Origin of the sequence: Providencia sp. PROV269 (assembly GCF_028477785.1) — a bacterium.
GTDB lineage: Bacteria > Pseudomonadota > Gammaproteobacteria > Enterobacterales > Enterobacteriaceae > Providencia > Providencia rettgeri.
Map to the genome: position 1 here is coordinate 52,364 of NZ_JAMPLV010000007.1, position 17,611 is coordinate 69,974.

Genomic DNA, 17,611 nt, shown 5'->3' on the forward strand with positions numbered 1-17,611 from the left:
ATATGAGTTTAGTTTCTGTCAGCGAACATTTGCTGGCCGCCAACCGCCTTGGGCAAGAAAATCTGTATGACATTTTAGGTTTGTTATCTGAGCGCCATCTAGATTATGCGGATCTGTTCTTTCAATCGAGCTTCCATGAGTCATGGGTGCTTGAAGATAGGATCATCAAAGATGGCTCTTACAATATCGACCAAGGTGTTGGTGTGAGAGCTGTTAGTGGTGAAAAAACGGGTTTTGCTTATGCAGACCAAATTTCGCTACACGCGCTGACACAAAGTGCTACCGCTGCACGCAGCATTGTGAATGAGCAAGGCTCTGGTAAATCACAAATTTTAACTAACGTTGAATATAAAAAATTGTATTCAGTGGCAGATCCACTGCAAAGCTTATCGCGGGAACAAAAAATTGATTTGCTGCATCGTGTTGACCAAGTTGCACGCGCAGAAGACCCGCGTGTCATTGAGGTCAATGCTAGTTTAACCGGTGTTTATGAGCAAGTGTTAGTCGCCGCAACAGATGGTACTTTGGCGGCAGATATTCGCCCGTTAGTGCGTTTGTCAGTCAGCGTGCTGGTGGAACATGACGGCAAGCGCGAACGCGGTGCAAGTGGCGGTGGTGGTCGTTATGGTTATGAATATTTCTTGGAAATTCACCAAGGGCAAGTAGTTGCTGAACAATATGCACGCGAAGCGGTGCGTATGGCACTGGTGAACTTGTCTGCAGTTGCGGCTCCTGCGGGAATGATGCCTGTTGTGCTAGGTGCCGGTTGGCCTGGGGTTCTATTGCATGAAGCGGTGGGGCATGGTTTAGAGGGTGACTTTAACCGTCGCGGCACATCTGTATTTTCAGGCCAAATTGGTGAACAAGTCGCATCACCACTGTGTACCGTCGTGGATGATGGCACGATAGCGGGCCGTCGTGGCTCTCTCGCTATTGATGACGAAGGGGTGCCTGGGCAGTATAACGTCCTAATAGAAAATGGTATTTTACGTAATTATATTCAAGATAAACTGAATGCACGCCTGATGGGAGTTACTCCAACAGGTAATGCACGTCGTGAATCTTATGCGCACTTACCTATGCCGCGTATGACCAATACCTACATGTTAGCAGGGACATCAACGCCAGAAGAAATTATTGCTAGTGTGGATAAAGGCATTTATGCACCAAACTTTGGTGGTGGTCAGGTAGATATCACCTCAGGTAAATTTGTATTTTCAACATCAGAAGCTTACCTGATTGAAAAAGGTAAGATTACTTCTCCTGTGAAGGGGGCTACGTTAATAGGCTCGGGTGTTGAAGCTATGCAGCAGATTTCAATGGTTGGTAATGACTTAGCGCTAGATAAAGGCGTTGGTGTTTGTGGTAAAGAAGGCCAAAGTGTTCCTGTTGGTGTAGGCCAACCTACATTAAAACTGGACAAACTGACCGTTGGCGGTACCGCATAATCGTTTATGGCGATATAAACTAGGCTCTGCTCGCCCTGGTGACAACTTCTTGTCGGTGTTGTGACTAGGGCGATTGTGTGCCTGCAAAGCACAAAACAACTGAGGTGTTATGAATAAACGTTTTTTACCTGTCGTATTGATGGCTATTTTGATTGTGATTAGCCTTTATTTCAATGGTGGAGATAAAACACCATCTGAACCATCCATTAATCAAAGCAATCCACCTTCTCGTGAAGCGATAACACCAAAAGAAACACCACAACCGATTGATAAGCTAACTGCGCAAGACAACGTGGTTAGTTTTATGGAAAAATATCAAAAACTTCCAGCTTTCTATATGACGAAGAAACAAGCCCGTGAAGCCGGATGGGATGCGAAAAAAGGTAACCTTTGCGATGTGTTACCTGGAAGAGCAATTGGCGGAGACCGTTTTTCTAACCGTGAAAAAAGTTTGCCAATTGCACAAGGGCGTCAGTGGTTTGAAGCAGATATCAATTATCGCTGTGGTCATCGCGGGGCAGACCGTTTGCTGTACTCATCGGATGGGATGATTTTTGTGACTCATGACCACTATAAGAGCTTTACTCAAGTCCACTAAAGGAAAATCATAATGAGCAAACAGGTGAGCTTTGATTTCAGGCAAATAAATTCATTGAATGATTTTTATGACCAATTTGCTCAACAATTTTCCCTTCCTGATTGGTTTGGCTATAATCTTGATGCCCTGTGGGACATGGTTTCCGCTGGCATTGAGTTGCCTGTAACCATCACGTTTTCACATATGACAGCCGAACAACGTATAAAATTCGCAGATGTTATTGATGTGATGAATGACGCACAAGATATGTGGGAAGAAGAGTTCGTTTTTGCTTTAGATATAACAAAAAGCTCTAACTAATATTCCTATCACTCATGGTAAAGTCTAAATAAGATAACTGAGCTGATAGGGGTCTTTAGGATGAATAACGTTACCTGCACTGCATTTCCGCTAAAAGAAAAAAAATTCCTTATTGTTCACGGCTATACGGCATCCCCTGATAAAAATTGGTTTCCATGGTTGAAATCAGAGCTTGAAGCCTTAGGCGCTTTTGTTAACGTCCCCACCATGCCTGATTCTTTAACTCCCGACCCTAAAAGGTGGCAGCAGCGCTTACAACACTTACCTTTTGATATTGATGAAAATACGGTTTTGATTGGTCATAGCTTAGGTTGCATTACCGCATTACGATTTTTGCAAAATACGAGGCAATCGGTAGCGGGTTATGTATTGGTATCAGGGTTTGATGAAACGCAAGAAACATTGCCAGAATTACAGCATCACACCCTTGAGCCATTGAATTATGATGAACTCATACAGATAGCAAATAATCGAATATCGATTATATCAACCAATGATGAAATTGTGTCACCAAGGTCTTCGAAAGCATTGGCAGAGGCTTTAAAAACACAGGTTATTATTGAAGAATCTGCCGGGCATTTCCTTGATAGAGAAGGCTATACTGAGTTCAAAACACTACTTGATACAATCAAAGCGCATTTTAGCTAGTTATGGCTGGTAAGAATACTAGGTACATTTACCAAGAAAAATCCCCTAGCCGTAGCATAGGGGATAATTTATTAAGCCATTTCAGACAGATCTTTCAAATATTGAAAGATTTGGCGATAGGCTTTTGGCGGTTTATTGCCTTCACGCTCTTTTTTCGCATTACGGACTAATGCACGCAATTGTTGCCTGTCTGTTTGTGGGAACAGGGCAACTACGTCTTCAATGACTTCATCACCGCCATCTAATAAACGGGTTCGTAAGTCTTCCAGTTTATGTAAAATGACTACTTGTTGGTTGTGACGGTTTTTAAGCTTATCCAGAGCCTCTGTAATCGGCTCAACCTCACGTGAACGTAATAACTTACCAATCAATTGTAATTGGCGACGACGGCCTTCACGTTTGATTTTTTGAGCAAGTTCAATAGCTTCAAGTAATTGAGTATCTAACGGAATACGTTCTAATTCACTTTTACTTAAATCAACGAGCTCAGCCCCTAATTTTTTGAGGATCTCAGCATCGCGCTTAATTTCGCTTTTACTGACCCAAATGATTTCCTCGTCTTCTTCGTCTTGCGGCGCTGGGATATCATCCAGCCAGTCATCAGGCTGTTTGGCCATATCGATTTTCCTTTTTACCGAACACAGTGGTTTAATTACGCGTAATTAATATGATTTACTGTGTTGTGAGTGTTAACATTCATCTATTATATATTGTAACTGGGAAAACCCCTCTATGACTACCTAGCATTTACGTGTTAGGGCAGAAAATCACGTTTCCCCCATATTATTGATTGGACTAAAGCATGAGTGTAACTGAACAAGTCACTGAACAACGTAAAAAACTCGAAGAAGCCGTCGCACACGCATTAGAATTTGCAAAAACACGTTGTGATGCTGCGGAAGTCGCAGTAAACAAAAGCACAGGAATTAGTGTGAGTACCCGCCAAGGGGAAGTCGAAAATGTTGAGTTTAACAGTGATGGGGCATTAGGGATCACCGTTTATCATCAACAACGTAAAGGTAGTGCCTCTTCTACAGATTTAAGCCCTGAAGCGATTGAACGCACCGTTCAGGCGGCAATTGATATCGCTAATTACACCTCAGAAGACCCGTGTGCAGGGCCGGCAGACAAATCTTTGTTGGCTTTTGAAGCTCCTGACCTCAATTTGTTTCAAGCGAGCGAACTTTCTCCCGAAGAAGCTATCCGCTTAGCATCAGTTGCAGAAATGTCAGCATTAAATGCAGACCCCCGCATTGTGAATACCGAAGGCGGCAGTTTTAATGGGCACTATGGTGTACGTGTGTTTGGCAACTCCCATGGTATGCTGCAAAGCTACTGCTCAAGCCGCTATTCGATGTCGAGTTGTGTGATTGCAGAGCAAAATGGTGAGATGGAACGTGATTACGCTTATACGATCGGTCGTAGCTTAGACGCATTACAGTCCCCTGAGTGGGTAGGGCAGGAGTGCGCTCGTCGCACCTTATCTCGTTTGTCACCTCGTAAATTACCTACGATGAAAGCGCCTGTTATTTTTGCGGCCGAAGTGGCAACAGGTCTATTTGGCCACTTAGTTGGTGCTATTAGTGGCAGCAGTATTTACCGTAAATCTTCTTTCTTATTAGATAGCCTAGGAAAACAAATTCTACCAAGCTGGCTAACTATCAATGAGCAACCGCATTTAATGGGGGGATTAGCATCATCACCTTTTGATAGCGAAGGTGTTCGCACTTGTGAACGCAATATCGTCGAAAATGGTGTTCTACAAACGTGGTTGATGACCAGCTATTCAGCAAGAAAGCTAGGTTTACAAAGCACTGGCCACGCGGGCGGCATCCATAACTGGCGTATTGCAGGCCAAGGGCTTTCATTTGATGCATTACTGAAACAAATGGGAACAGGGCTAATCGTTACTGAGTTAATGGGTCAAGGGGTGAGTGGGATTACAGGAGATTATTCTCGTGGCGCTTCAGGTTTTTGGGTCGAAAATGGTGAGATTCAGTACCCAGTGAGTGAAATTACTATTGCTGGAAACCTAAAAGATATGTGGGCGAATATGGTGACTATCGCTGATGATATTGAAACTCGCAGTAATATTCAGTGTGGTTCGGTATTGATCCCAGAAATGAGCATTGCAGGAGAGTAACTCCTTTTGTTCTTCCTCTGTTTTGTGTGAAACAAGGCGCCTAATACATTTGTTATTGGGCGTTTTTTATTCTATAAAATAGTATTTACCACTGTCACTGCGGTGTCGTCGCTCTGTCGTCATGCTGTCGTGGTCATGATTGCATTATGCTGACAGTATAGCCATCTCCTAAGATCATTCGATTTTTAAGGTAGGTTATGATGGAAAATAAAATTAAACAATTGAGATTAGCGCGAGCTTGGTCTCAAGAACAGCTCGCTCTACTATCATCACTGAGCACAAGAACTATCCAACGAATTGAAAACGGTGAAGTACCTAGCTTAGAAACACTCAGTGCATTAGCATCAGTATTTAATGTGAGTGTGTCTGAACTGACATCTACACCTTTACCCGAAAGTATTGAGCTAGATAATCGGATAGAAGAGGCTAAAAAGCGGGTAAGAAATGAAACAAAGTTACTTAAAAATATAATAACAGCGATTATTGTATGCGTAATACTGTATACCGCTAATTATATTTATACACCAGAGAGCCATTGGCCTATTTGGGTTAGTGCTATTTGGGGCGGGCTGTTAGCGATAAAGGTAATCAAACTGTTTTTATTGGATAAGCTCTTTCACCAATGGGAAAATAATAGATTGATAAATATGACTAAAAAGCACTAGCTTATATCCTTACTACCTATTAAAACAAAAAAGGCACTCAATTGAGTGCCTGAATAGGTTAGAGGACTTGCCTGAGTTTTTTAAATAAAACTTTTTTCGCTAAGCCTTCTTTAATTCAGCCGTTGTCGTGATTAACGGTGGAACTCACCAGCTGCTTCTGGTTGATAAACGATTTCAAGTACACGAACACGTGTTTGAACACCGTTTGGCAATTCCCAGCTGATTTCATCGTTTACATGCAAGCCCAACAAGGCTGCACCAATCGGAGCCATCACAGACAGTTGCTCCGCGCTATCTTTCAGTGACGCTGGGTAAACTAAGGTGCGTGTGCGTTCTTCGTTGCTGATTAAATCCAAAAAGCGAACGGTACTGTTCATCGTGACCACATCCGCAGGGATTTCTTGTGGGCTAAGAATATCTGCACGGTCAAGTTCATCATTGAGCGCTTCGGCAACCGGTGTGCCCGCATAAGCCGGCTGTTCCATCAGTGCATCTAAACGTTCAGCATCTAAATCATTGATAATAATTGTTGGCTTTGTCATACCACACTCCAATAGAGACATACAAAGCAAACACCCCCCACCCATAAGGTAGGGGGTGTCGCTAGAAATAAGTTTGTTTAAAATATTAGGCGCTATACGCTTTAAAGGGAAGAGATCATGATCACGATCTCTAAGCCTGCCTAGATAAAAATCTACTGACTGACATGCTATAGCTAGCTTGAAACTCTGCTATTTTTCATCATTTCATCAACTATTCTTCGTCAAACCTGTTTTCGAATAGGTTGATAATTGCAGACAAGGCCTGATTTTCATCCGGACCGCTAACCTCGATATCAATCTTACTGCCTTGTTCTGAGTCTAACATCAACATCGCAATAACGCTATCGGCCTCCGCCTCAATTTGATTATTATTACGCAAAATAACTCTAGAGTTAAATTGTTTAACTAAATCATAGAGTAACATGGCAGGCCGTGCATGCATCCCAAGCCGATTTTTGAGCGTTATTGTGGCTTTTACGGTCATTGCTGTTATTTACGCTTTTCCAATGTTCTGTGGCGTGACTGCACATTTTTACCACGGGAACGGAAATAATCGGCAAGTTGTTCTGCGACGTATACTGAACGGTGTTTCCCTCCTGTACAGCCAATCGCAACAGTTAAATAGCTACGGTTATTGGTTTCTAACATCGGTAGCCATAATTCTAAATAACTACGAGTTTGGTAGATGAAGTTATGGACTTCAGTATGCCTATCTAAGAATGCAGCAACGGGCCGGTCAAGACCTGTCATTGGGCGTAATTTCGGATCCCAGTGCGGGTTTGGTAAAAAACGCACATCGAATACATAATCGGCATCAATAGGAATACCATGTTTGAAACCAAAGGATTCAAACACCATTGTCAGTTCACGCTCACGTTTGCCCATCAAACGTGTTCTTAGCATTTCAGCTAATTCATGAACGGACATTTCTGAGGTATCAATAACTAAATCAGCACGAGAGCGTAAAGGTTCAAGTAGCTCATTTTCCTCATCTATTGCGCTTTCAAGCGAAAGATTTTTACTTGAAAGTGGGTGCAACCGACGAGTGTCACTATAACGACGTATAAGCGTGTTACGGTCGGCATCTAGAAACAATAATTGAGGAGAGAAGGTTGATGGTAATTTATCAATCGCTTCTTCGAAAATCTCTGGATTGTCGGGCATATTACGCACGTCGATGCTTACCGCTGCTGAAATATTACGATCAGCCAGTGAATTCGCTAACTCCGGCAGTAATACAACCGGTAGGTTATCTACGCAATAGAAACCCATATCTTCCAGCGCACGTAAGGCAACGGATTTCCCCGAACCGGAACGGCCGCTGACTATCATCAGCACCATGAGCTTGCTCCCTTTTGTTTCTTAATAATGTGTTTCTTGAAAAGCAGTACTTGCCAATTAATATTACTTAGAAACCATAACAATATCATTTGCATATGGCAAGATACATAATTTATCGCTTACTCTGTAATTATGCTGTATAGCTCTTCATCACTTTGTGCACTGCGCAGGCGTTTACAGAGCGTTTTATCGGCTAATTTTTTGGCGATAAGCGACAACGTATGCAGGTGCGTTTTACATTGGTCTGATGGCACGAGTAAAGCGAAAAGCAAGTCAACAGGCTGGTTATCAATTGCATCAAAAGCAATCGGCTCTTCTAAATGTAAAAAGACACCGACAGCACGGCTACTTTCACCTTCGTTCAGCTTTCCATGAGGAATGGCAATACCGCCGCCAATACCTGTTGTGCCAACTTTTTCTCTGGTTAATAACGCTTCAAATACCGTATTTTCAGGTAATTCCAATTCAACGGCAGCCAGCTCACTAATAATTTCTAAAGCTCTTTTTTTACTGGTGCACACAATATTATTACGTGTACAGGCTGATGATAAAACAACGTTTAACTGGATTTCTATATCACTATTCATTTTATTGTTCACTTAGGACTACAAAACCAGATGATGTATCCCACCATCTGGTTTGAAACATTATTCGGCTAATTAATAAGCCGCGTCAATGTATTAATGTTGTCTCAGTTTTTCTTTATGTTTGGTTAATTGGCGCGACAGTTTGTCTACGAGTATATCTATAGCAGCGTACATATCGTTTTCTTCCGCTGATGCGTGGAGATCCGCTCCATTAACTTGCACGGTTGCTTCAGCAATTTGCTGAACTTTTTCAACTTTCAAGACAACTTGGATACCATTAATACGATCAAACAATTGCTCCAATTTTTTGAGTTTTTTCTCAACAGTCTCGCGCAATGCAGGAGTAACTTCAATATTGTGTCCAGTAATCTGAAATTCCATACAATCTTCCTTATTTTATCAATTAAACCAGCTGCTTACGCTGGTTAGAGGGCGGAATGGATAACGATTCTCGATACTTAGCAACAGTTCTGCGAGCGACTTGAATGCCTTGTTCTGCCAGCATACTCGTCAATTTACTGTCACTCAATGGTTTTGCTGGGTTTTCAGCAGCAACCAGTTTTTTCACCAATGCTCGAATTGCGGTTGAGGAGGCTTCGCCACCTGTGTCCGTATTAACATGGCTGGAGAAAAAATACTTCAACTCAAAAATGCCTCGTGGACTATGGAGAAACTTTTGAGTTGTTACTCGTGAGATGGTTGATTCATGCATGTCCACTTGATAGGCGATATCGGCCAGTATCATCGGTTTCATATATTCCTCACCCAGCTCAAAGAATTCTTGTTGCTGTTCTACAATACAAGTCGCGACTTTTAAGAGTGTCTCGTGGCGGCTTTCAAGGCTTTTAATCAACCATTTTGCATCTTGCAGATGACTACGAATATATTGCGAGTCATCTTCATTTGCTGAATTATTTAGCATCGAAGCATAATGGTTATTAATACTTAGTTTAGGGATGCTATCTGTATTTAACTCAACTTGCCAGTGCCCAGCAATTTTTTTCACTAAAACATCAGGAATGACGTATTCTGATTCCCCAGTATTGATGGATTGGCCGGGTTTTGGATTCAGCGTTAAAATCAGGTCTATCGCGGTTTTTAGTGCATCTTCTTTTAAGCGAGTTAATTTACTCAGCTGGCGAAAATCACGGTTAGCCAGCAAATCAATATGGTTACTAATAATGCGCTTTGCATCTTGTAGCCCATCAGTTTGCTGAGGATACAGCGACAATTGGATTAATAAACACTCTTTTAAATCTTGTGCTGCAACACCCAGCGGGTCGAAATGCTGAATACGCTTTAGGACAGCGATGACTTCTTCTATGCTAATTTCAGGGTTATCAATCCCTTCATGTATATCAGAAATTGCTGTTGTCAGATAACCGGAATCGTCTATTGAATCAATAATGGCAGTAGCGATTGCCCTGTCTGTGTCAGTAAAAGGGGTCAGCTCAGCTTGCCATGTCAAGTAATCTTGCAGCGTTTGTGTCGTTTCACCTTGATAAACAGGCAGTTCATCAAAACTATAATCGTTACTGGTCCCTGACGGTGTTCCTGCAGTATATATTTCATCCCAATCAGCATCTAAAGGGAGCTCATCTGGCATATCATGATTTTCAAGAGCGTCTTTGGTATCGAGTTCACTGGTATCGGTATTTTCATTTAGGGAGTCAATAGATTCGGGCTCGGAATTCAACTCTTCTTGTTCAAGAAGTGGGTTGGTTTCCAAGGCAAGTTGAATTTCTTGCTGAAGCTCAAGTGTAGACAGCTGCAACAAGCGGATAGCTTGCTGCAATTGAGGGGTCATTGCAAGTTGTTGACTGACTCTAAGCTGCAAACTTTGCTTCATGAATCTGTTTTATTCTCCCTAAAAAATGACAACACGATAATTTATAACCGGAAACCTTCACCTAAGTATACACGTTTCACTTGTTCGTTCTCTAAGATCATGGTTGGTGACCCATGCGCAATTAAGTGCCCTTGGCTGACAATATAGGCTCTTTCACACACATCTAAGGTTTCCCGCACATTATGGTCGGTAATTAAAACGCCGAGGCCGTAATCTCTTAAGTGCTGAATGATTTTTTTGATATCTAAGACGGAAATAGGGTCTACACCCGCAAAAGGTTCGTCTAATAAAATAAATTTTGGGTTAGCAGCAAGTGCACGCGCAATTTCCACACGGCGGCGTTCCCCACCGGATAGCGACTGCCCCATACTGTCCCGAAGATGGGTGATACTAAATTCTTCCATCAATTCCTCAGCACGTTCTTTACGTTGCTGGGAGCTCAAATCTTCGCGAATTTCTAACACAGCCATTAAGTTATCATAAACGCTGAGGCGGCGAAAAATTGAGGCTTCTTGAGGAAGATAGCCAATTCCACGACGAGCACGTTCATGCAGTGGTAGAAGGCTGATATCTTCACCATCAATCATAATTTTGCCAGCGTCCCGCTGAACAATACCCACAACCATATAAAAGGTTGTGGTTTTACCGGCACCGTTTGGTCCCAACAAGCCAACGATTTCTCCTGATTTAACTTCCAGGCTGACATCTTCAACGACCTTACGTTTTTTATAGGCTTTAGCTAGATTTTCAGCGGTTAGTGTAGCCATAACAGTTATTTACTCTTACTTGCTGATGAATTTTTATTCGCTGCTGGGCCTTTTTCTTGCAATTGGGCTGGCAGTATTACAGTGGTGACGCGTTTACCTTTATCACTAAATGCTTCCATTTGCTGCGTAGGAACCAAATAGGTAATTTTGTCACCTTGGATATTGCTGTCTAACTGCTCAAGATAAGCATTGCCTGTTAAGGTGACGAGCTGTTTATCGACCTCATAACGGGCTTTGCTGGCATGGCCTTTAATTGGTTTGCCATCATCCTGTAATTGGTAAAAGGTAACCGGGGTACCAAAGGCCTCAATCACAATTTTATCCGAGTCACTACTTGGACGTGTTACAACCACTTTATTGGCTCTGATATCAATAGAACCTTGTTTAATAACAACATCATCAGTAAAGGTGGTGACGTTTTTTTCTAAATCAAGAGATTGTTTGACCGAATTAATCGTCATTGGCTGCTGCGTATCACTTTTTAATGCCATTGCAGGTAGGCTAAGAGCCAAGATTGCACTGGCAACAGCTCCTTGAATAAAACGTTTCTTAGTTACTTGATTCATTTTAATGCTCTTCTGGTTGTAACACATAATGAGTTTTAACATCTTCGATTAATTCAGCCGTTCTTGTACGAAGGTTTCCCTTCATTTTCATACCGGTAGAATTGAGACCTTGTCCAATAATGGTCACTTTATCATCAGATGAAACGTCTTGTGTTGTCAAATTGACAACTGCACTCTCAGTTGTAATTCGTTGGATCTGCGAGTCTTTGGTTAAGCTATCAACCTGAACATCGCTATATAAATAGAGAATTCTATCGTTCGTTAACCTAGCCTTGAAAGCCTTAACCGTCCAAGTTGGCTCGCCCGCTTCGTTATAAGTGGTTAGAACCGGTTTTGAAAACCACGTGATTTTTCCTTCAGTGTAGTTATCTATTTTATCTGAAACGAGTTTATACGCTAAATTACCCGTTGGATTATAGACAAAAGTCACTGAATCATCAGTTTGATAATTAGGTTGACCATCATTAATTACTTTATCCTCTTGGTTGTCAGAATCACTACCTGCTAAATTCCAGCCGATAAGCCCTAATACAACCAAGGATAAAATAATAATTAACCACTTCTTCGCATTGCTCATGAATTCAATCTATTCGTTATATTGATAAACCTTTTGCTTCTTCCAGTTTGCCTTGAGAAAGCAAAATAAGGTCACAAAGTTCGCGGACTGCGCCTTTTCCTCCGCCAATGCGAGTCACATAATCCGCTCGCGGTAATAACAAAGGATGGGCATCCGCGACGGCGACGGATAAGCCTACTTTAGCCATAACAGGCCAGTCAATCAGATCGTCCCCAATATAAGCTATTTCTTCAGCTGATAATTGTAGTGTATCTAACAGTTCGTGATACGCCAAAAGCTTATCGCTTTGACCTTGGTAAAGATATGTAATGCCTAATGTTTGGGCCCTATCTTCAAGAAGCTTCGCTTTTCTTCCTGTAATGATGGCGACCTCAATACCGGAAGTTAATAAGCAACGTATCCCATAGCCGTCACGGACATTAAAGGCTTTGAGTTCTTCGCCATTATTTCCCATATAGACCAAGCCATCAGACATGACACCATCAACATCGCAGATCAATAATTTGATTTTTTCTGCTTTGGTTAAAACAGTATTGGCAACAGGGCCATAGCAGGTTTCCAACAAGGTAGACGTCATGGTATTTCCTTATGTTATACAACACCTGCTTGAAGCAGATCATGCATATGTAGCACACCAACTAATTTGTTATCATTTGCAACTAATAACGAAGTCACATGCCGAGATTGCATTAAATTAAGCGCTTCAACCGCTAACATGGTTGGTGATACTCGAATTCCACCGGGGGTCATTAAATCAGCAATTTTAGCGTTATTCAGGTCGATTCCCATATCAAAGATACGGCGTAAATCCCCATCAGTGAAAATACCTTCAATATTCATATCATCATCACAAATAACGGTCATACCCAGTTTTTTGCGGGTAATTTCCACTAAAGCCTCGCGTAAAGACGCACTTTTAGGAATATGGGGGATTTCATCACCCGTATTCATTAAATCACGAACGAGGAGTAAAAGTTTGCGCCCAAGTGCGCCACCCGGATGCGAAAGTGCGAAATCATTCGCAGTGAAGCCGCGGGCGGTTAATAAGGCTATCGCTAATGCATCTCCCATCACGAGTGTAGCTGTTGTACTCGTGGTAGGAGCAAGCCCCAATGGACAGGCTTCTTGAGGGACTTTGATACATAAATGAACATCTGCATATTTTCCCATATTACTTTCAGGGTTGTTAGTCATACAGATTAAAGGCACTTTAATTCTTTTTAAAACAGGAAGTAAGGCTAAAATTTCTCCTGACTCACCAGAATTTGAAATGGCTAACACAACATCGTTATGAGTAATCATCCCAAGGTCACCGTGACTGGCCTCTCCCGGATGAACAAAAAATGATGGTGTTCCTGTACTCGCTAGTGTGGCGGCAATTTTACGGCCAATATGCCCCGATTTCCCCATTCCCATTACGACGACTTTACCTTCACAGTTAAAAATGAGCTGGCAAGCGCGGTCAAAGTCAGTATTGATATATTGTTCTAGGTTTTTTAAACCTTCGTGTTCGATATGGAGAACTTCTTTACCTACTTTCTGAAAATCGAAGTTTGACATTTCTAGTTCCATGCGTAGCTTTTAAGTTAATCGGATTAGCGAAATTAAATTGTATAACGAATACTTGGTATCAGTAAGTATTTTGTCAGTTAAGCTATTTTTAATGTTAGTTTTATACTTAATGAGTATTTTTCGGGACTTCGATGTAGAATTTAATACGTACAAGACGATTTCATTAGCATCTTGAACCAAAAATGGATAGGCAAATTCGAGTATCCTCAAGCTAGGTAAATCACAACATTCTAAGAGCTATCTGCTGTTAATAGTGAAAGCTTTTGCTGACTATAGGTAAATTATATTGTTTTTTCTCTGTTATCTGAAGGTAAAAACAGGGTTGTAACACTAAAAGTCATATTTTCAACGCTATAATACTATAAATTCTATTTTGTTGTGATATTTGACGATTTTCAGTTTATCTTTCGGTAACATCTGAACGGATAAAAAATATTTACGCGTGGTGTATAACGAGTTATTTAACAATGCAAGCACAGACAGACAACTTAATTGAAGTACGGAACATGTCCTTTACTCGTGGAAGCCGGAAAATATTTGAAAATATTAATCTGGCGGTTCCTCGTGGAAAAATTACGGCAATTATGGGGCCATCAGGGATTGGTAAAACCACATTACTGCGCTTGATTGGTGGGCAATTACGGCCAAATGAAGGTGAAATTTGGTTTGATGGCGACAATATTCCAGCGCTGTCACGCTCAAAGCTGTATCAATCTCGTAAAAAGATGAGCATGCTGTTTCAATCCGGGGCGTTATTCACGGATATGAACGTATTTAATAACGTGGCTTTCCCTCTACGTGAGCACACTAACTTGCCAGAATCGCTGATTCATACGACGGTGATGATGAAACTAGAGGCGGTTGGTTTACGTGGCGCTGCTCAATTAATGCCATCTGAGTTGTCAGGAGGTATGGCACGGCGTGCTGCGTTAGCACGTGCTATCGCGCTTGACCCAGATTTAATCATGTTTGATGAACCTTTTGTCGGCCAAGATCCGATTACTATGGGTGTTTTGGTTAAATTGATTGATGAGCTTAATCAAGCGCTGGGTGTCACCTGTGTCGTGGTTTCCCATGATGTTCCAGAGGTATTGAGTATCGCAGATAATGCTTATATTGTTGCGCAGCAGCATGTCATTGCTCAGGGAACGGGTGAAGAATTGCGAGAAAACCAAGACCCTCGTGTACGACAATTCCTTGATGGCATTGCTGATGGGCCTGTTCCATTCCGTTTTCCCGCCAATGATTATCTGGCTGATTTATTAGGGTAAAATAAAATGATATTAAAGGCGATAGCAGGCTTCGGACGCCGATGGATTGATATATTTTCCGCGTTTGGTCGAGCAGGTTACATGCTGTTTCGCGCTTTACTCGGTAAACCAGAGTTTCGTAAACAATGGCCATTACTGATGAAGCAATTGTACGCCATTGGTGTGCAATCATTGCTGATCATTGCTGTCTCTGGGTTATTTATTGGGATGGTTTTGGGGTTACAAGGCTATTTGGTTCTCACGACGTTTAGTGCTGAAGCTAGCTTAGGTATGATGGTGGCGCTTTCACTATTGCGTGAGTTAGGCCCTGTTGTAACCGCATTGTTGTTTGCTGGACGAGCGGGCTCTGCATTAACTGCTGAAATTGGCTTAATGAAAGCGACAGAACAAATTTCTAGCCTTGAAATGATGGCGGTTGACCCTCTAAGGCGCGTTATCGCGCCACGTTTTTGGGCTGGTTTTATTAGTATGCCGTTGTTATCTCTAATTTTTGTTGCTGTCGGTATTTTAGGTGGCGCACTAGTTGGGGTTGACTGGAAGGGGATTGATGAAGGCTTTTTCTGGGCTTCAATGCAATCTTCCGTTGATTGGCGGCTAGATTTAGTAAACTGTGTGATTAAAAGCTTAGTCTTTGCTATCACAGTTACTTGGATCGCATTATTTAATGGCTATGATGCCATCCCAACTTCGGAGGGGATAAGCCAAGCTACAACAAGAACAGTTGTGCATGCGTCATTGTCTGTTTTAGGACTGGATTTCGTACTTACCGCACTGATGTTTGGGAACTAAGTCATGCAAAGTAAAAAAAGTGAAATATGGGTTGGTTGTTTTATGTTGCTGGCGATTGCCGCAATTATCTTTTTGTGTTTAAAAGTCGCTGATTTAAAATCGATAGGAAGCCAATCCACCTATCAAATTTCAGCATCTTTTGAAAATATTGGTGGCTTAAAAGAAGGCTCGCCAATCAAAGTGGGTGGTGTGGTGATTGGTCGAGTTGCCAGTATCACGCTAGATAAAAAGAACTATGTTCCTGAAGTTAAAATTGATTTATTGAGTGAATACGACAATATTCCTGATTCGAGCTCACTATCAATTCGGACGTCAGGGTTGTTGGGAGAACAATATATTGCGATGAATATTGGTCCAGATGATGAAGAATTAGGTATCGCAATCTTAAAAAATGGCGGGCGTCTTGAAGATACTAAGCCGGCTATGGTATTAGAAGACTTAATTGGCCAGTTTTTATATAAAAGTGGTGATAGCCAAGGTGCAGAGCCAGAGTCAACTGCACAGTAATTTGGTGTTCCCTTTGAAGAATAAAGGAATGAATTATGTTTAAACGTTTAATGATGGTTGCTATGTTGGCAATCGCGCCATTTGCCATGGCAGTAGACCAAACCAACCCTTATAAATTAATGGATGAAGCGGCGGCGAAAACGTTTAACCGCTTGAAATCAGAGCAACCGAAAATTAAGCAAGACCCCGAGTATCTTAGAACAATTGTTCGTGAGGAATTATTACCTTATGTACAAGTTAAATATGCAGGGGCTTTGGTGTTAGGAACCTATTATAAAGGGGCAACTCCAGCACAGCGTGAGGCTTATTTCAACGCATTTGAAGATTACCTCGAACAAGTCTATGGTCAAGCATTGGCAATGTACCATGGCCAAACGTATCAAATAGCCCCAGAGCAACCGTTGGGAGATAAAAACATTGTCGCCATTCGCGTGACTATTGTTGATACCAACGGCCGTCCTCCCGTCCGTTTAGATTTCCAATGGCGTAAAAATAGTAAAACAGGTTACTGGCAAGCTTACGACATGATTGCAGAAGGCGTGAGTATGATCACGACTAAGCAAAATGAGTGGGGTGATATTTTACGTAAGCAAGGTGTCGATGGCTTAACAAAACAGTTAGAAATCAGTGCAAAAGCGCCAATTACTTTAGAAGAGAAAAAGTAATATGAGTCAGTTGTTAGCATGGGAACTCAATGAAACAACACTTTATCTCACCGGGACGTTAGACCGTGATTCGCTAATGTCGTTTTGGGATAAAAAAGACTCATCGCTGGAACGCATTGAAAATATAGATGTTTCTGGTCTAAAACATGTTGACTCAACAGGGTTGGCGATGCTAGTTCGCTTAAAAGGTGAATTCCAAGCTAAAAACCGTTCACTGAATATAACCGGTGTCAGTGATAACTTGAACACATTGATTGAGCTATACGGGGTTCAAGGGGTTATCCTCAATTAGGTTAAATATCCTAAATTGGGTCAAGTTATGTAAAAATAAGCGCCTCTATGTGCTTTTCGGCACGAGAGGCGTTTTCTTTGGTTTAAGTGTTAAGCCTAATCCTTTAGGATAGAGGATTGAGCTCTGACTGTTCTTATTGCGATGCCTCTGTATGCTATGCATGCAATTTGCACTATTTAGAGTAAAATTATAAATCACAAATAATTAATAAATTGAGTCATTATGGATACCAACGAAATTAAGCAAGTATTGATGGAAAAATTGTCTCTGAATGAGGCTATTGTTACTGGTGATGGTAGCCACTTTCAGGTTATCGCGGTCGGTGACATGTTTGACGGTATGAGCCGTGTTAAGCAACAGCAAGCAATTTATGCGCCTTTAATGGAGTATATTGCGGATAACCGCATTCATGCTTTGTCTATTAAAGCGTACACCCCTGCGCAATGGGAGCGCGATCGTAAACTTAGTGGCCTTTGATTACAAA

General features: G+C 41.7%; 24 protein-coding genes. 12 read left to right on the forward strand and 12 right to left on the reverse strand.

All coding sequences use genetic code 11. From position 1 onward, the window contains the following. The first annotated feature begins 2 nt into the window (after nt 1-2). The 4 genes from tldD (at nt 3) to PR683_RS12225 (ending at nt 2,994) form a co-directional block, all read left to right on the forward strand. Nucleotides 3-1,448 (forward strand): metalloprotease TldD, encoded by a 1,446-nt coding sequence (gene tldD / locus PR683_RS12210; RefSeq protein WP_004908235.1) that lies wholly within the window; start codon nt 3-5, stop codon nt 1,446-1,448. 109 nt (nt 1,449-1,557) lie between these two features. Further along, a complete protein-coding gene (locus PR683_RS12215; protein ID WP_110731670.1) occupies nt 1,558-2,046 on the forward strand; it encodes a ribonuclease domain-containing protein in 489 nt (162 codons plus the stop codon). Nucleotides 2,047-2,058: 12 nt separating this feature from the next. Next, the gene (locus PR683_RS12220) at nt 2,059-2,346 is read left to right on the forward strand and encodes a barstar family protein (protein ID WP_004908240.1); all 288 of its coding nucleotides are present in this window, start codon (nt 2,059-2,061) and stop codon (nt 2,344-2,346) included. Nucleotides 2,347-2,406: 60 nt separating this feature from the next. Then, on the forward strand, nt 2,407-2,994 hold the full coding sequence (locus PR683_RS12225; RefSeq protein WP_004908243.1) for an RBBP9/YdeN family alpha/beta hydrolase: 588 nt from the start codon (nt 2,407-2,409) through the stop codon (nt 2,992-2,994). 71 nt (nt 2,995-3,065) lie between these two features. On the opposite strand, the gene yjgA is transcribed toward PR683_RS12225, so the two are convergent. Next, the gene (yjgA, locus tag PR683_RS12230; RefSeq protein WP_004258329.1) at nt 3,066-3,611 is read right to left on the reverse strand and encodes a ribosome biogenesis factor YjgA; all 546 of its coding nucleotides are present in this window, start codon (nt 3,609-3,611) and stop codon (nt 3,066-3,068) included. Between the two features lie 185 nt (nt 3,612-3,796). Here yjgA and pmbA point away from each other — a divergent pair, with 185 nt between their 5' ends. Both pmbA and PR683_RS12240 read left to right on the forward strand, forming a co-directional pair. Next, a complete protein-coding gene (gene pmbA, locus PR683_RS12235) occupies nt 3,797-5,137 on the forward strand; it encodes a metalloprotease PmbA (RefSeq protein WP_164529166.1) in 1,341 nt (446 codons plus the stop codon). Between the two features lie 197 nt (nt 5,138-5,334). After that, the gene (locus tag PR683_RS12240; RefSeq protein WP_042851521.1) at nt 5,335-5,802 is read left to right on the forward strand and encodes a helix-turn-helix domain-containing protein; all 468 of its coding nucleotides are present in this window, start codon (nt 5,335-5,337) and stop codon (nt 5,800-5,802) included. Between the two features lie 131 nt (nt 5,803-5,933). Here the strand turns inward: PR683_RS12240 and rnk are convergent, their stop codons facing one another. The 11 genes from rnk to kdsD all read right to left on the reverse strand — a co-directional run bounded on the left by rnk (nt 5,934) and on the right by kdsD (nt 13,591). Beyond that, nucleotides 5,934-6,344 carry a nucleoside diphosphate kinase regulator gene (gene rnk, locus PR683_RS12245; protein ID WP_004908251.1) on the reverse strand — a complete coding sequence of 137 codons (411 nt, stop codon included), beginning with the start codon at nt 6,342-6,344 and terminating at the stop codon, nt 5,934-5,936. A gap of 211 nt (nt 6,345-6,555) precedes the next feature. Beyond that, nucleotides 6,556-6,828 (reverse strand): PTS phosphocarrier protein NPr, encoded by a 273-nt coding sequence (gene npr, locus PR683_RS12250; protein ID WP_004258320.1) that lies wholly within the window; start codon nt 6,826-6,828, stop codon nt 6,556-6,558. A gap of 5 nt (nt 6,829-6,833) precedes the next feature. After that, nucleotides 6,834-7,685: an RNase adapter RapZ gene (gene rapZ, locus PR683_RS12255; protein ID WP_004258318.1), complete on the reverse strand. Its 852-nt coding sequence runs from the start codon at nt 7,683-7,685 to the stop codon at nt 6,834-6,836. 119 nt (nt 7,686-7,804) lie between these two features. Next, nucleotides 7,805-8,272, reverse strand: a complete 468-nt coding sequence (gene ptsN, locus PR683_RS12260) for a PTS IIA-like nitrogen regulatory protein PtsN (RefSeq protein WP_004258311.1) — start codon at nt 8,270-8,272, stop codon at nt 7,805-7,807. A 93-nt stretch (nt 8,273-8,365) separates the two neighbouring features. Continuing rightward, nucleotides 8,366-8,653 carry a ribosome hibernation promoting factor gene (gene hpf, locus PR683_RS12265; protein WP_004258306.1) on the reverse strand — a complete coding sequence of 96 codons (288 nt, stop codon included), beginning with the start codon at nt 8,651-8,653 and terminating at the stop codon, nt 8,366-8,368. A 22-nt stretch (nt 8,654-8,675) separates the two neighbouring features. Beyond that, on the reverse strand, nt 8,676-10,121 hold the full coding sequence (gene rpoN, locus PR683_RS12270) for an RNA polymerase factor sigma-54 (protein WP_004908258.1): 1,446 nt from the start codon (nt 10,119-10,121) through the stop codon (nt 8,676-8,678). Nucleotides 10,122-10,162: 41 nt separating this feature from the next. Continuing rightward, on the reverse strand, nt 10,163-10,888 hold the full coding sequence (lptB, locus tag PR683_RS12275; protein ID WP_004908261.1) for an LPS export ABC transporter ATP-binding protein: 726 nt from the start codon (nt 10,886-10,888) through the stop codon (nt 10,163-10,165). 5 nt (nt 10,889-10,893) lie between these two features. Next, entirely contained in the window at nt 10,894-11,454 is a 561-nt protein-coding gene (lptA, locus tag PR683_RS12280; RefSeq protein ID WP_004908264.1) for a lipopolysaccharide ABC transporter substrate-binding protein LptA, read from the reverse strand. 1 nt (nt 11,455) lies between these two features. After that, nucleotides 11,456-12,031, reverse strand: coding sequence for an LPS export ABC transporter periplasmic protein LptC (gene lptC, locus PR683_RS12285; RefSeq protein WP_004908267.1), 576 nt, complete (start codon nt 12,029-12,031; stop codon nt 11,456-11,458). 16 nt (nt 12,032-12,047) lie between these two features. Then, entirely contained in the window at nt 12,048-12,608 is a 561-nt protein-coding gene (gene kdsC, locus PR683_RS12290) for a 3-deoxy-manno-octulosonate-8-phosphatase KdsC (RefSeq protein WP_004908270.1), read from the reverse strand. 14 nt (nt 12,609-12,622) lie between these two features. After that, nucleotides 12,623-13,591, reverse strand: coding sequence for an arabinose-5-phosphate isomerase KdsD (gene kdsD, locus PR683_RS12295; RefSeq protein ID WP_004908272.1), 969 nt, complete (start codon nt 13,589-13,591; stop codon nt 12,623-12,625). A 479-nt stretch (nt 13,592-14,070) separates the two neighbouring features. Between kdsD and mlaF the strand changes: the two genes are divergently transcribed. From mlaF to ibaG, 6 genes are all read left to right on the forward strand, one after another. Beyond that, nucleotides 14,071-14,874: a phospholipid ABC transporter ATP-binding protein MlaF gene (gene mlaF, locus PR683_RS12300; protein ID WP_004908275.1), complete on the forward strand. Its 804-nt coding sequence runs from the start codon at nt 14,071-14,073 to the stop codon at nt 14,872-14,874. 6 nt (nt 14,875-14,880) lie between these two features. Continuing rightward, nucleotides 14,881-15,663, forward strand: a complete 783-nt coding sequence (gene mlaE / locus PR683_RS12305) for a lipid asymmetry maintenance ABC transporter permease subunit MlaE (protein WP_004908276.1) — start codon at nt 14,881-14,883, stop codon at nt 15,661-15,663. 3 nt (nt 15,664-15,666) lie between these two features. Then, entirely contained in the window at nt 15,667-16,170 is a 504-nt protein-coding gene (mlaD, locus tag PR683_RS12310) for an outer membrane lipid asymmetry maintenance protein MlaD (RefSeq protein WP_102137924.1), read from the forward strand. 35 nt (nt 16,171-16,205) lie between these two features. Beyond that, nucleotides 16,206-16,835, forward strand: a complete 630-nt coding sequence (gene mlaC / locus PR683_RS12315; RefSeq protein WP_004908281.1) for a phospholipid-binding protein MlaC — start codon at nt 16,206-16,208, stop codon at nt 16,833-16,835. A gap of 1 nt (nt 16,836) precedes the next feature. Then, entirely contained in the window at nt 16,837-17,127 is a 291-nt protein-coding gene (mlaB, locus tag PR683_RS12320; RefSeq protein ID WP_109911682.1) for a lipid asymmetry maintenance protein MlaB, read from the forward strand. A gap of 222 nt (nt 17,128-17,349) precedes the next feature. Further along, the gene (gene ibaG / locus PR683_RS12325; RefSeq protein WP_004258269.1) at nt 17,350-17,604 is read left to right on the forward strand and encodes a BolA family iron metabolism protein IbaG; all 255 of its coding nucleotides are present in this window, start codon (nt 17,350-17,352) and stop codon (nt 17,602-17,604) included. The last annotated feature ends 7 nt before the right edge of the window (nt 17,605-17,611 follow it).